General features: G+C 60.3%; 12 protein-coding genes. All 12 read right to left on the bottom strand.

Annotation, left to right across the window (positions count from 1 at the left end):
• Window positions 1-82 precede the first annotated feature (82 nt).
• The 12 genes from LPW11_RS10990 to resB all read right to left on the bottom strand — a co-directional run bounded on the left by LPW11_RS10990 (window position 83) and on the right by resB (window position 12,816).
• Window positions 83-1,252, bottom strand: coding sequence for a DegT/DnrJ/EryC1/StrS family aminotransferase (locus LPW11_RS10990; RefSeq protein WP_230998170.1), 1,170 nt, complete (start codon window positions 1,250-1,252; stop codon window positions 83-85).
• Window positions 1,252-1,905: an acetyltransferase gene (locus LPW11_RS10985; protein WP_230998169.1), complete on the bottom strand. Its 654-nt coding sequence runs from the start codon at window positions 1,903-1,905 to the stop codon at window positions 1,252-1,254. The genes LPW11_RS10990 and LPW11_RS10985 overlap by 1 nt, the downstream gene beginning before the upstream one ends.
• Before the next feature lie 19 nt (window positions 1,906-1,924).
• Window positions 1,925-3,307: a flippase gene (locus LPW11_RS10980; protein WP_230998168.1), complete on the bottom strand. Its 1,383-nt coding sequence runs from the start codon at window positions 3,305-3,307 to the stop codon at window positions 1,925-1,927.
• Between the two features lie 150 nt (window positions 3,308-3,457).
• Window positions 3,458-3,883, bottom strand: coding sequence for a type VII toxin-antitoxin system MntA family adenylyltransferase antitoxin (mntA, locus tag LPW11_RS10975; protein ID WP_230998167.1), 426 nt, complete (start codon window positions 3,881-3,883; stop codon window positions 3,458-3,460).
• A 92-nt stretch (window positions 3,884-3,975) separates the two neighbouring features.
• A complete protein-coding gene (locus tag LPW11_RS10970; RefSeq protein WP_230998166.1) occupies window positions 3,976-4,590 on the bottom strand; it encodes a winged helix-turn-helix transcriptional regulator in 615 nt (204 codons plus the stop codon).
• A 968-nt stretch (window positions 4,591-5,558) separates the two neighbouring features.
• Window positions 5,559-6,098: a hypothetical protein gene (locus LPW11_RS10965; protein ID WP_230998165.1), complete on the bottom strand. Its 540-nt coding sequence runs from the start codon at window positions 6,096-6,098 to the stop codon at window positions 5,559-5,561.
• A gap of 11 nt (window positions 6,099-6,109) precedes the next feature.
• Window positions 6,110-7,285 (bottom strand): glycosyltransferase family 4 protein, encoded by a 1,176-nt coding sequence (locus tag LPW11_RS10960; protein WP_230998164.1) that lies wholly within the window; start codon window positions 7,283-7,285, stop codon window positions 6,110-6,112.
• Window positions 7,278-8,222, bottom strand: coding sequence for a glycosyltransferase family 2 protein (locus tag LPW11_RS10955; RefSeq protein ID WP_230998163.1), 945 nt, complete (start codon window positions 8,220-8,222; stop codon window positions 7,278-7,280). The genes LPW11_RS10960 and LPW11_RS10955 overlap by 8 nt, the downstream gene beginning before the upstream one ends.
• 282 nt (window positions 8,223-8,504) lie before the next feature.
• Window positions 8,505-9,536 (bottom strand): glycosyltransferase family 2 protein, encoded by a 1,032-nt coding sequence (locus tag LPW11_RS10950; protein WP_230998162.1) that lies wholly within the window; start codon window positions 9,534-9,536, stop codon window positions 8,505-8,507.
• Window positions 9,526-10,518, bottom strand: a complete 993-nt coding sequence (locus tag LPW11_RS10945) for a cytochrome c3 family protein (protein WP_230998161.1) — start codon at window positions 10,516-10,518, stop codon at window positions 9,526-9,528. The genes LPW11_RS10950 and LPW11_RS10945 overlap by 11 nt, the downstream gene beginning before the upstream one ends.
• Window positions 10,519-10,545: 27 nt before the next feature.
• The gene (gene ccsB, locus LPW11_RS10940; protein WP_230998160.1) at window positions 10,546-11,406 is read right to left on the bottom strand and encodes a c-type cytochrome biogenesis protein CcsB; all 861 of its coding nucleotides are present in this window, start codon (window positions 11,404-11,406) and stop codon (window positions 10,546-10,548) included.
• A gap of 48 nt (window positions 11,407-11,454) precedes the next feature.
• On the bottom strand, window positions 11,455-12,816 hold the full coding sequence (gene resB / locus LPW11_RS10935) for a cytochrome c biogenesis protein ResB (RefSeq protein ID WP_230998159.1): 1,362 nt from the start codon (window positions 12,814-12,816) through the stop codon (window positions 11,455-11,457).
• Between the last annotated feature and the right edge of the window lie 233 nt (window positions 12,817-13,049).

Raw genomic sequence — 13,049 nt, 5'->3', positions numbered from 1 at the left:
GCGCGCCAAGTGAAGAGGGAATATGCTGGACGATGTTCCAAGGAGTACTGCAGGCCCCAGCGAATTATAGGAGGTGGCTCTTTTAGACATTTCCGAGAATTGCCCGTCTAATGATCTGACAAATTTTGCCTACTTCAGTGACGCCTACTGACGTTCCGTTCGGCAGTGACATGACCGTCTCTGATAGTCTCTCGGTGTTCGGCAGCAGCAGATGTGAATGAGGGAAGTAAGAGCGGTATGGCTCCATCCGGTGACATCCCGGATAGAAGTATCGCCTGGCCATGACGTTGTGGGAGTGCAGCACCTCCACCAGTTTATCCCTGCTTATTCCTGCGACGGCCTCGTCCACCTCAAAGACGATATACTGAAAGTTGCACTTTTCCGCCTCATCGTAGACTACCGGATGCAGTCCTGGCAGTCCGGCAAGGCCCTGGATGTAGCTTCTGTAGTTTCTACGATTAATCTCAATGACGTTGTCAAGGCTCTCCAGACATGTCAGGCCCATTGCAGCACATATTTCAGTCATCTTGCCATTGGTCCCAATGTAGATGACGTTATCGTAACCGGAGAACCCGAAGTTCTTCATCAGGCGGATCTTTTCCGCAAGTTCGTCGTCGTTAGTGGTAACGGCGCCACCTTCAAACGTGTTGAAAAACTTCGTCGCGTGGAAGCTAAAAACCTCAGCATTCCCGAACCTGCCTATCATCTTTCCCCCGTGGGAGCAGCCGAAAGCATGTGCGGCATCATAAATCAGCTTGAGGTTGCGGCGGTCTGCTATTTCCTGGAGTGCCTCGACGTGACAAGGCCGACCCCATACATGTACCCCGATTATCCCAGTGGTACGCGGAGTAATCATACGTTCAACGGAAGCTGGATCGAGAGTCTGCGTCTTCCGGTCAATGTCCGCAAAGACAGGAGTTATTCCCTGCCACTGCAGGGAGTGAGCGGTGGCGACAAACGTGAAAGAGGGAACGATTACCTCTCCATGAAGCCCCAGGGCTCGAGCCGTTATCTCCAGCGCAATCGTGGCATTGCACAACGCGATGCAGTGGCGCACCCCGAGCATCTCCGCGAGCTTCTGCTCGAGTTCCTGCACTAAAGGGCCATTGTTCGTGAGCCAGTTGCGATCGAACATGTCGCCGACACGGGCGAGAAAACGGTCACGGTCGCCGAGGTTTGGACGCCCCACATGGAGTTTTTCGGGGAAAGTAGGGGTAACGGGAGAAACGCTAATTTTCTCTTCTTCTTTCATCACAGTCCTTCTGCCTCACTATGTATTCGGGCGGGAACGCCGTAGGCAACGACCCCGTCCGGGACGTCGCGCAGCACGACAGAACCGGCGCCGACCAAGGCGCCGGCACCGATCGTTACTCTATCCTTAACAGTCGATCCGATTCCCACCCACGCGGCCCTGCCGATCACTACCCAACCGCCAAGAGTAACTCCAGGACAGATATGCGCTCCGTCGGCTATCACGCAGTCGTGGTCGACACTCGCACGAGTGTTGACGATGACATTCTCGCCAACGTTGGAGCCTGAATTAACTACCGCCCCTGCTGCGATGACCGTCCCTTCCCCTACCACTGCGTCAGCGGCCACTACAGCTTGCGGGTGGACTGCGGTGGCGATTGAGAAGCCTGCCTCACGCATTTCCGCCGATAGCTTGAGGCGTGCTGAGCAGTTGCCGAACCCGAAGATGACGTGCGTCACACCGCGCTCCTTGAGGGTTTGCACTATGCGGGTGCCGGTAAAAACGGGCAGCCCCAGAAACTGCCGTGGCTGCGGCTCAATGTTGTCAATGAAGCCTTCAAGGGTGAAGCGGCGCTCCAGTCTAACTATGTCAGCGACGACGCGCGCATGACCTGAAGCGCCCCATACGACTAATTTAGGTCTCGTCCCGGTCATAGCACATCCTTTGGCAGGCTTACCAGAATTTGGGCCACAAAAGTGCCCGTGTCATCATTTGCCCGCCCCTGCGGAGTGGCTTTATCAGGAAGCACACACCATGAGCCGACACCCAGTACGAGAGAAGTGAGGCGACAGCTGCCCCGGTCCCGCCGTAGTGCGGGATGAGGACCAGGTTGAGCGCTATGTTCACCACGGCAGCGACCGCATTCACACCCAGGAGTATCCATGTCCAGTTCATGGCGAAGAGGTACGCACCGCGTGCCATGGCCAGGTTGATGAAGAGGTCGCTCCAAATGAGAATGATGAGCATTGGCGCGGCGCCTGAGTACGCCTTGCCGTACAGCAGGTTGATCACGAATGGCCCGAGGAAGGTCACCGGGATTGCAACTGCGTACCCGGCGAAGGCGAGAAAGTTGAAGAGCTTTTGCAGCCTCTTGTAAAACTCCTCCTCGTCTACCTCTTTTGCCTTGATGATGTTCGGAAAGACCGACGCGATGATAGCGGAAGGGAGAAAAAACCAAAGCTCCGCTACCCTCACGGCCGCCGCATATACTCCGAGTTCTTTAGGGTTGCTGATCTGCCCCAGTATCACTTGGTCGACGCGGAGGCAAATCATGGAGACTATCCCACCCAGAAGGACGGGCCACCCGCTGTGCACCAGTTCCTTCGCCAGGGGAAGCCTTGCCTTCCACCTCCTGAGACAGCCGTTCTTCCGGTAGTAGGCATAGAGCAAGGCGATGGCGCCGATGCCAATTTCTACAAGGTTGGTAACCGCGAATGCGACGAGGGAGGCTTTGGCGAAAATCAGGACGAGCCTGACTAGCGCGGAGATGAGAAATCCTGCGCTCCTGGCATAGACCACGTACTTCGACATCACCTTCGACTGGAACCAAAGGTCCGCGGTGTCGAAGGCGCCGATGGTGAGGGTCCAGCCTATTATCGCCACGATGACATGGGTCAGCGTCTCCCCCGGCTTGATGGCGATGACAATGCCCAACATCACAAGGTAGCAGACAAGCCCAGAGAAAAAGCGCAACACAAATGCTGTACCGAGGAACTCATCGCTCCTTTCCGGATACCTCACGAGGTCGCGGATGACTATGCTGTCGATGCCGAGACCGGCAATAGCACCAGCAAGCCCTGCTACGGATCCTGCGTAGCTCATGATTCCGAACTGCGCGGGCCCGAGATAGCGAGCAACCCATACGCCGACAAGAAGGCCTATCCCCATCCGCAGGAGCTTGTCACCCACGAGCCACCCGCTATTCTCCACCGCCTCCTGAAAGACGTGTCGACTCTGGAATCGCTTGCGCAGGAAAAGTGGAAGATAACGGACCCACATCCGGTCGGACGCTGCTCCGCCATCCGTCTCGACACAAGCTTTCTGTTCCTCGTTCACATTTTCTCCGGTGCTGAGGCTTGCTTCAGAGCGGACATAGACCAATTCCGGCAGCCTCAGCAGCGTCCCTGCTATACATCCCTTTCACATCTACCAGCACCGGGTCATCCTCCGAAGAGTAACCTGAAGCCTGTACCTAAAGCGCGTCACCTAATCCCACAACGTATTGACTTTGTGCCCCCTGCAGTCGAGGAAGTCGTGCAGCACCTTTGCCTCGAATTCTGCGCGGAAGGCGGGGTTGTGGTCGTGGAGGACGATGCCCCTGTTGGTGATCTCTTCCAGAAGGAGAAGGTCGCCGGTGCCGTTCAGCACCACCAGATCCACATCCTTCCTGTCCAGCGCCTTGCAGCATTCGAGGTGAATCTCGTGACGCGGGTCGTGCCCCGCTTCCCACGCTTCCGGATGGAGCAGGACCGCGACGTTGATGTCGCTCGTCGCATCGGCCTTGCCGGTGGCCTGCGAGCCGTACAGGTAGCTGGCAACAACCCTCTCCCCTGCCTTCTCAAAAATCGGCTTCAGCGTCGCCTTTATTTCTGCTGCACCAAATTCCCCTTTGAAACTCATTTCACTACTCATGACATCCTCTCCTTCGAAATCGAAAAACATATTTGAACCGCAAAGACGCAAAGGACGCAAAGAAAAGCAAGGCCCTGGCTTATTTTCTTCTCCTACTCTGCCACTGCCGCCGAGGCGTCATAGATGGCGGCCGGCTCAACTCCCAGTCGCAACAACTCCTCGCGCAGTGCATCGCCGCGCTTGAGAGAGGTTATAACTATCTTTCCCGGCGCCGCGGCGAGACCTTCCCCAGGCGCGAGCACCGGCTGCTCGAAAAAGAGCTGCCCCGCGCCGCACTGGTCCATCACCAGCTCCAGTTCCAGTCCGACTTCCTTTAGCGAGAGGTAGGCGATCTCGGCGGTCTCGTCAACTCCGCAAAAGGCGACGCGGCGCGTTCCGTCCGCGGCGAGGCGGCGGAAGAGGCGCAGGTAGTCCTGGCGCGCAACGGTGTACAGGCCGGAGAAGTAGCTCAGGTGCTGGTAGGCGAGACGGCTTTTTTCGGCGAAGCCTTTCGGCGTGAGGAGGTAGGCGTAGCGGTTTTTCGGGAAGTTGGCGACGCGGACGTACCCTTTGGCCACGAGGTTTTTCAGGTAGGAGTTGACGAGTCCCAGCGCGATGCCGAGCCGCTTCGCCAGTTCCCTCTGGGAGAGCTGCTCTTCCCCCGAGATCTCTGACAGAAGCAGGAAAAATCGGTAGCTATCAAGGACCTTTTCATCGTCAGCGTTCATTCGCTGAACACTACAATAATCGATCTCAGGAATCAATTAAAAATGTAGACAAAACGGCGGTACACCCAACGCAAAAAAGGCTGAACACCCACCGCAAAGGCGCAAAGGACGCAAAGAACTGCGCGCAAAGGAAGGTCAGGTCTGAGGGGGCTTTTGTTCGGATTCCTCGAACGGTGTGATCTTCACCTCCCCTGCACTGATCAAGAATACATCAGCGATCAGCGGACCTGCGCAGACATCACTTTTTCCCCTGGAAGCCTACTTTGCGGATTTTCCTTTGCGGTCTTTGCGACTTTGCGGTGGGTGCTCCGAGTTTAGGCTTGGTTGGAATCGCCTCCGCCTTTTGAACACCCACCGCAAAGACGCAAAGGACGCAAAGAACTGCGCGCAAAGGAAGGATGATCCTGAAGGTGTGCTTCATCCGGGGTTAAGGAGAAGTGCCTAGAAGGGCAAATCCCCCCTGTCCCCCCTTCGCAAAGGGGGGGACGTTAGGCCTCCTGCAGTGCTTCGTGGCAATGTACCCACGCTCCACCGAATTCCGGAATGAACCTTCGCATGGAACGCTATAGCCTCGTTAGTCCTTCCCACTACATGTCATTGCCGGCTGAACCAGTGTGCACCCAAAAAGACCACCGCGGTCCGCCCACGCGACGGCGGGTTTCTTTGCGGATTTTCCTTTGCGCCCTTTGCGGCTTTGCGGTGGGTGTTCATGTTTTAGCTTTTGATTCCCGTGCAGGTGCCTTATCCCTTGTGCCTACTTTGCGGATTTTTCTTGCCACCCTTAAAAACCTGATCTTTCCAATCGCTCCTGCAGTAATCGTTGGATCCGTTGCCCATCCGTCGCTGTTACAACATGACAGGGTCCGTTGAACGTGCGAGATAATAATCTGCGCGAATCTGTGTAATCTGCGGATAAAACAAAAGCAGTGTACACTGGTGCGGCTTTGCGGTGGGTGTTCGAGTCGTTTCTACCGCACCGGGTGGGCGGGCTTTACTTCGGGCTCGTCTTTCGTGACAAACGCGGCTAGGGCCTTCGATTCCTTGCTGGCGGGCTCGGCCGCCCTGAACATCCGCAGACCGGCGACGCGGGGGACCTCTGCACCTACATCCAGTACGAGCGCCTTGCTCTTGTGATGCGCTACCAGCTGGGCCAGTTTCCAGAGAGGACCGCCGTCGGCTGCGCCGCCGGTGAGGGAGAGATCGGTGACGATGGGGAAGGAGAGATAGAGAGGGAGCACCCGCAGCGCGTTTGGCACGCTGTGCACGTACACCATGGAGGCCTTTGCGGCGATGGAGAGAATGTACCAGAAATGGAGGAAGAGGTTCACCCGGTGCACGATGACGCCGGGGCTGACCTCCTCCCATTCGGGGAAGATGTGCCCCTTGAGGCTGATGTCGAGGTACGCCCTGCTGTGGCCGGCAAGGACCATGTCCACGATGGCGATTCGCTCCATCGCGCCGTCGGCCTCGATGGACTCGTCAGGATATGCGGAAACGACAAGAATCATTCCCCACCACCCTACCGCTGCAATGTCTTCCGGTATACCGCCACCAGCTCGCGCCCGCGGGCCTGCCACGAGTGCTCGGCTATGGCCTTTTCCCGGGCCAGCTCACCCAGCTCGGCTCGCAGCTCCCGGTCGCCGGCAAGCCTCCCGATCGCCCCCGCGAGTTCCGCCGCATCCCCGAGCCGCGCGTAGAGCGCCGCGTCCCCCAGAATCTCCCGGTTCACCGGGGTGTCGAAAACGACCGTGGGGAGCCCGCACGCCATGTAGTTGAAGAGCTTCCCGTTCGCCTCGGTGAGGGAGACCTTTGCGGAAACGGCGATGTCACCGGCGCACAGATAGAGGGGCGCTTCGTCGTAGGGGACCCTTCCAGTAAAGGTTACCATGTCGGCGACCCCCAGCGAGTCCGCCTTCGCGGGGTATCCACCTTCCGGAAAGCCCATGATGAGAAAATGAATCTTCGCCCCCGCCTGCTTCAAGAGCGCCGCCGCCTCCAGCAGGAGGTCGACACCCTGGTACACGCTCAGCACCCCGAGATACGAAACGATTGGACGGTCGTCAGGGAGGGAAAGCCTCTTTCTCACGATCTCCTTCGGCTGCGGTGCGAAAGTGTCGGTGTCGACGCCGTCCAGGAGCGGTTGCAGCCGGTCCGGCCCCACCCCTCCCTTTGCCAGGAGCCTGGCTGTCGGGGTCGAGCTGGTGATCACGTAGTCGGCGCCGTGGTCGATGCGGCGCTCCAGGAAGGAGAAGAAGCGCTGCAGGAGCGACCCTTCCTTCACAAAACCGTGGTCGACGATCTCTGCGGTAAGGCTCCCCTGGCAGTCGAAGACGAGGGGGATCCGCAGGATCTTCTTCAGGAAGATCCCGATGAAGGCGCCTTCGTGGATATGCGCGTGGATGAGGTGCGGACGGAAGGAGCGCGCGACCTTCAGCGCCTTCAAAAGGAGGAGGATGTCGAGGTACGGCTTGTGCCACGACGGCCCCGCCGCGAGCTTGCGGTACCAGGGGATCTGCGGGATGCGTTCCGTAGGGATCCCCGGGATGTCGCGCCCGATGTGGTAGGTGACCAGGCGCAACTCCACTCCGCAGCCGATTGCTGCGCGCGCCTCCTCCAGGATGCGCACATGACAGCCGCGATCCGCAAAGAAGGGGGTCGGTGCCAGCACCAGGACGCGCAGCGCGGACTCAGACAAAGTTGATCTTTTCCTTCACGTTGTAGATCTGCTTCCCCTGCGCCTCGTAGTAGGTGCGCGCGGTGAGCTCCCCCAGGAGTCCGAGCACCAGGAACTGCACCCCCATGAAGAGGAGGAAGGCGGTGAGGATGAGGAGCGGGTTGCGGTTCATATTTACGTGCTCGAAAAACTTCATGTACATCGTCACGAGGCCCGTGGCAAAGCCCGCGCCGAACGTGTAGATCCCCCACCGGCCGAAGAGCTGGATCGGCTTCGTCGAGTAGGAGAGGAGAAACTTGACCGTCAGGAGATCGAGAATGACGCGGGTGGTGCGGGAGATGCCGTACTTGCTCTGGCCGTGCAGGCGCTCGTGGTGGCGCACCGGCATCTCGGTGACCTTTGCGCCGACCTGGTGGGCGAGGGCCGGGACAAATCGGTGCATCTCGCCGTAGAGGTTCACGTCCTCCAGCACCTCCCGGCGGTACGCCTTCAGGGTGCAGCCGTAGTCGTGCAGGTGCACGCCGGTCATGTGCGAGATGAAGCCGTTGGCGAGGATCGACGGCAGCCTGCGGTTGATGAAGGTATCCTTGCGGTCCTTGCGCCACCCCGAGACGACGTCGAAGCCGTCGTGCATCCGGTCGAGGAGCAGCGGGATGTCCAGGGGGTCGTTCTGCAGGTCACCATCCATGGGGACGACGACGTGGCCGGTGGCGCAGTCGAAGCCAGCGGACATGGCGGCGGTCTGGCCGAAGTTGCGGCGGAAGCGGATGACTTTTACCCGCTTGTCCTTCGCGGCGAGGAGCTTCAGCTGCGCGAAGGAATTGTCCGCAGAGCCGTCGTCCACGAGGATGAGCTCGTAGTCGATGGTGGTAGGGGCAAGGGCGTCGGTGACGCGCTGGTAGAGAACCGGGATGTTCTCCTCTTCGTTGTAAATAGGTACTACTACACTAAGATCCAAACCAGACTCCAATCTATAAAATCTTTAACTTCCACCGCAAAGACGCAATGGAGAAAACAAAGTCAGAATCAAAAGCAGATTGAACCGCAAAGACGCAAAGGGCGCAAAGAAAGGCTTTAAAGGCTTAAGAAAACCAGAAGGTGGTGCATGGAAATTCGGGACTGCAGTTTTGGTTTTCCTTTGCGTTCTTTGCGCCTTTGCCGTTACCGTTTTACGCCTCTATGCCTTCGGTTTTCCTTTGCGGATTTTCCTTTGCGCTCTTTGCGTCTTTGCGGTGGAAGTTTAGCCTTTGATCTCCGCACCAAACGGCTTCACCGTCCGCACCTCGACCGGAGGCGCCTCTCCGGCTGCCTTCCTGAACCGCGGCGTGAAGAGTCCGCGCCAGATCCCCGCTCCGTACAAAAGATGCAGCGTCGGGAAGACCCCGATCAAACGCCAAAAGAGCGCCAGCTCTCCGCGCGACACGACAGCCGCTGCGGCAAGGCACCCTGCGAAATAAAGAAGCGCCGGCGCGAACCAGATCCCCGTCAGGAAAAAGGGCGCCGCCAGGAGATACAACAGAAAAAACGCGGGAGCCATGGCGGAGGGCTTCACCCTCCCGGTCAGGAGCGTCTGCTCACCGCGCCCCCTGCCGTAGCCGTACATCTGCCGCACGAAAGCGCGGTAGTTGGGGCGCTGGCTGCGATGCACCGCAAGCTCCGGGTCGTGCACCAGCAGGTGCCCGCCGTGCACCAGCCGCTCCATGAGCTCGTTTTCCTCGTTCGGGTAGAGCCGCTCGTCCAGCCCTCCCAGGGCGAGAAAGGTGTCGCGCCGGAAGGCGAGGTTGCACAGGATAAGCTCGTGGTCGCCGGTGTGGCGCGCCTCCCCCGCACAGCGGTAGCGGTTTCGCACCCCACCGCCGCCGAAGCGGCAGGCAAAGGCGGCGCCGATGGCGCGCTGGATCGGGGAGTCCGTGCTCGGGGTGAGGGAGGGGCCGCCAACCGCCGCGACGCGCGGATCGCGGAAGTGCTCGAGGGCGCGCTGCAGAAAAACGGGGGAGACCTGCGAGTCGTCGTCCAGGAAGAAGAGGATCTCCCCGCCGGCCTGGCGCGCCGCCAGATTTCTCTGCGCGCTCGGGCGGGTGCCGTAGGCGACGAGCACCTCGAAACGATCCGCGGGGTACGTCGCCACTGCGAGCCTCTCCAGCGCCCGCACCGCCCCTCCCGGCTTCACCGGGATGATGACGGAAACCCGCAGCGCAGGAGCCGGTTCAGGCTCCCCTGTCGCGGAGGTATCGGGATCGGCGGCGCGCAAGGCCCCGGCGCTAGTTGACAACGGCATTCACCCGGTCGTATTTGAAGGTCCGGTGGCACCCCACGGAGCAGCTGCCGCCGGTGGAGGTCGTCTGGAAGCGGATCGGAATGTCCCAGGTGCCGAAGCCGGGGGCCTTCGGGTAGACCAGGCGGTCCTGCGCCGAGGCGTGGGGGTTGTGGCACATCCTGCAGGAACGCCCCTTCCCCACCTTGTTCACGTGCACCGAGTGGAGATTCCGGGTGCCGTTCCTGAAGTTCGTGGACTTCTCGGTCGTGGTCTCGGAGGCGAGCGCGGGATCGTGGCAGGAAAAGCAGAGGGGGAAGGCATCCCCGCTGAAAGGACGGTACAGCACGTTCGGGTAGTCGGCCTTCAGGAGCTTTTTCCAGGCGGAGGCGTGCGGGGCGTGACAGTCGACGCATTTCCCTTCGCCGACCGGCTTGTGCAGCGATTTCCCCACCGCGATCTTTCCATCGTGGCAGGAGAAGCAGAGCGCACTCCCTTCCTTTCTCAGGAGCCCCTTACCCTCGGACTGGTGGGCGTCGTGGCAGGAGAGGCACTCCCCCTTCGCCACCGGCGGATGGCCGTGGGCGCCGTCGAAGTGGTCCTTCGGGTGGCAGCGGAAGCAAAGAGCCGGAGCCGGGTCGCGCAGGAGGGACTTGTTCTCGCCGCTGTGCGGGAGGTGGCAGGCGCTGCACTCACCCTTGCCGACCGGGCCGTGCAAAAACTTCTTCGTGAGGAGGGAACCGTGGCAGACCCCGCAGAGCTTCTCCTTCGGGACGATGAACCCCATGGAGCCCTTCCCGAGGGGGTGATCGTTGGAGAACTGCTGGTGGCAGTCGAGGCAGGCAGCCTTGGCGACCGGCTTGTGCACCACCGATCCGGTCACCACTTTCCGGTGGCAGATGCTGCACTTGAAAGGCTCAGCAAAGCCAATGCTCGGCGCGAGTACCGCGCCGAGCAGGCAGAAAAGGGCGACCAGATGGTAAGTGCAGGATCGTGGCATCGCTACCGGACTCCTTCAGATCATTGGTTATTTCCCGTAGCTGTGCAGGCCGGACAGGAAGAGGTTGACGCCCAGGTAGCAGAAGATGGTGGCGGCAAAGCCGATCACCGAGAGGATCGCGGCGCGGCGCCCGACCCAGCCGCGGGTGATGCGGGCATGGAGGAAGGCTGCGTACACGAACCACACGATGAGGGACCAGGTCTCCTTCGGGTCCCAGCTCCAGTAGGTGCCCCAGGCGTAGTTGGCCCAGGCGGCGCCGGTGACGATGCCCAGCGTCAGGAGCGGGAAGCCGATCATGATGGCGCGGTAGTTCAGGTCGTCCAGCGCCCTGATGGAGGGGAACATGGAGAGAAGCCCCCCTGCCGGAGCGCCGACGGCGGTGCTCCCACCCCCCGCCTCCAGTTTCTCGCGGATCAGGTACATGATGGAGATGCCGCAGGCGACCGCGAAGGCTGCGTAGCCGAGGAAGCAGGTCACCACGTGGTACAGGAGCCAGTTACTCTGGAGCGCCGGCACCAGCGGCTCGATCCCGCTGTCGAGCGCGAGCTGCGCCCAGGCCATCCCCAGAAGCGCGAAGGGGACGACGAAGAAGCCGACCGCGCGGTAGCGGTACTTGAAGTCGATGATCAGGAAGATGAGGATGATGGTCCAGGCGAAGAAGACCACCGACTCGAAGAGGTTGGAGAGGGGCGCGTGGCCGTGACCCTGGTCGTACGACTCTTTCCAGCGCAGGCCGATCGCCACCGTCTGCACGATGAAGCCGAAGAGTGCCGCGTAGGTGCCGGAGAGCCCCACCCCCTTGTTCCTGGAGGCCAGGAAGGCGAAGAAGAGGCAGGTGGAGACCAGGTAGGCCATGGTAGTTACGTTGAACAGCAGAGAACTGGACATTCAGTATTCCTCCGAAAAGGTTCAGTTACGGTTGGGACTGGGGTACGACTACCCCTCTGCCAGCTTCTTGGTGAGCTCGTCGAAGCTAAGCTCGAAGCCTGCCTGATTCTTGCTGGCGGAACCCCCCACGGCGACGCCGTGCTCGGAGACCCGGATCCAGACCCTCTTGTGAGACATGAAAAACGCCATGCAGATGCCGATGACCATGAGGAAGCAGCCGAACCAGACGACAAGAACGCCGGGGTCCTTCGCCACCTGCAGCCCGGTGTAGTACTTCTGCTCCATCCCGGCGAAGGTGAGGACGAGGTCGCCGCCGTGCTGGGCGTTGAACGACTCGTACTGCTCGCCGAGGATGACGAAGGACTGCGGAGCGCCGCCGGCGGGGGTGAACTCGACCTGGGCGCCGGGGCCGTCGAAGTCCTTCATGAAGGGACGGACGTCCTGGGTTGCTTCCATGACGGAGAGCTGCGCGCCGCCGGGGAGGGAGACCCTTTCACCCTGACGCACGGTGAGCGGGGTCGCAGCGCCACCCTTGCGGTCGCGGACCGTCAGGTGGTAGGTCGCCCCCTCGTTGCTCGGGCCGTAGCTCGACTGGTAGAAGGTGATCCCCTTGTAGGTGAGGGGGCGGTTCACGACGATCGGGACGTCCTTGTAGCCGTTGACCGGCTGGCCGTTCTCGAGGACGGTAAGGATACTCTTGAACTCCTTCGGAGCGCCGGTGTCGTAGAACTCGACGGAGAACTTCTCGCAGCGGACCGCGAAGCCGAGGTCGACCGCCTCGCCGCTACGCTTCTCCACCTTGGAGATGGCGCCCCCTTCCGGGATGTTCACGTACGCCTTGTAGCCGAAGAAGGAGCCGAGGAGCGCGCCGATGAAGACGAAGATGATGGAGAAGTGCACCACGTAGACGCCGAGGCGGCACCAGGCGTTCTTCTGGGCGAAGAGGTGGTACTCGTTGCCGTGCTCCGTGACGACCGGGGCGGCGAACTCCGAGGAGAGCTTCGCCACCAGGCGGTCCTTCAGCTGCGCCGCGCCACCCTGCATCTTGAGGTGCTTCACCTGGGTGAGGGTGCGCTCGTACTTCTCGTCCATGACGAGGACCGGCTCGGAGATGATCTTCCAGACGCGGGGGAGCCTCTTGATGGAGCAGCAGATGAGGTTCACCGTCAGGAGGTAGAGGAGGAGGATGAACCACCAGGAGTGGTACATGTCGAAGAAGCCGAGAGAAGTATAGAGGCGCAGCTTCGTATCGGAGATGGTGGCGAGGTATTCCGCGGGGGGCGGCCCCTGGGGGATGACCGTACCGATAATGGAAACGATAGCCAGCCCGATGAGCAGGAAGATCGAAAGTCTCAAGGAGCAGAAGAAATCCCACAGCTGCTGTGCAAATCCGCGATTCGTCGTTGTCAAGGCAGTCTCCCGGTAAGAGTCATGTCACAAAAAAGCAAGTGCGCATTATAGTCAAATTGCAGGCAAGCGCAAAATAATATTTTCTAACGTAAGGCGGGATGGAGCGGCGCGGGATGGGCGGCTTCAGGGAGGAATGTCTTGGCGTCGCTGGACGGGTTAGCGAGCAGGCGAGGCGTGTGCTGTTTACGCAGGTTCATCGGACAAATCCGGGCAGTTTCGACCATTTCGCACTA

Origin of the sequence: Geomonas sp. RF6 (genome assembly GCF_021044625.1) — a bacterium.
GTDB lineage: Bacteria > Desulfobacterota > Desulfuromonadia > Geobacterales > Geobacteraceae > RF6.
This window is presented reverse-complemented; position numbering and strand designations above follow the sequence as displayed.

What these genes read in the sequence shown, in the direction of transcription:
- LPW11_RS10990 (WP_230998170.1), bottom strand. Translation starts at nt 1,252, where the DNA reads ATGAAAGAAGAAGAGAAAATTAGCGTTTCTCCCGTTACCCCTACTTTC.
- LPW11_RS10985 (WP_230998169.1), bottom strand. Translation starts at nt 1,905, where the DNA reads ATGACCGGGACGAGACCTAAATTAGTCGTATGGGGCGCTTCAGGTCAT.
- mntA (WP_230998167.1), bottom strand. Translation starts at nt 3,883, where the DNA reads ATGAGTAGTGAAATGAGTTTCAAAGGGGAATTTGGTGCAGCAGAAATA.
- LPW11_RS10970 (WP_230998166.1), bottom strand. Translation starts at nt 4,590, where the DNA reads ATGAACGCTGACGATGAAAAGGTCCTTGATAGCTACCGATTTTTCCTG.
- LPW11_RS10965 (WP_230998165.1), bottom strand. Translation starts at nt 6,098, where the DNA reads ATGATTCTTGTCGTTTCCGCATATCCTGACGAGTCCATCGAGGCCGAC.
- LPW11_RS10945 (WP_230998161.1), bottom strand. Translation starts at nt 10,518, where the DNA reads ATGCCACGATCCTGCACTTACCATCTGGTCGCCCTTTTCTGCCTGCTC.
- ccsB (WP_230998160.1), bottom strand. Translation starts at nt 11,406, where the DNA reads ATGTCCAGTTCTCTGCTGTTCAACGTAACTACCATGGCCTACCTGGTC.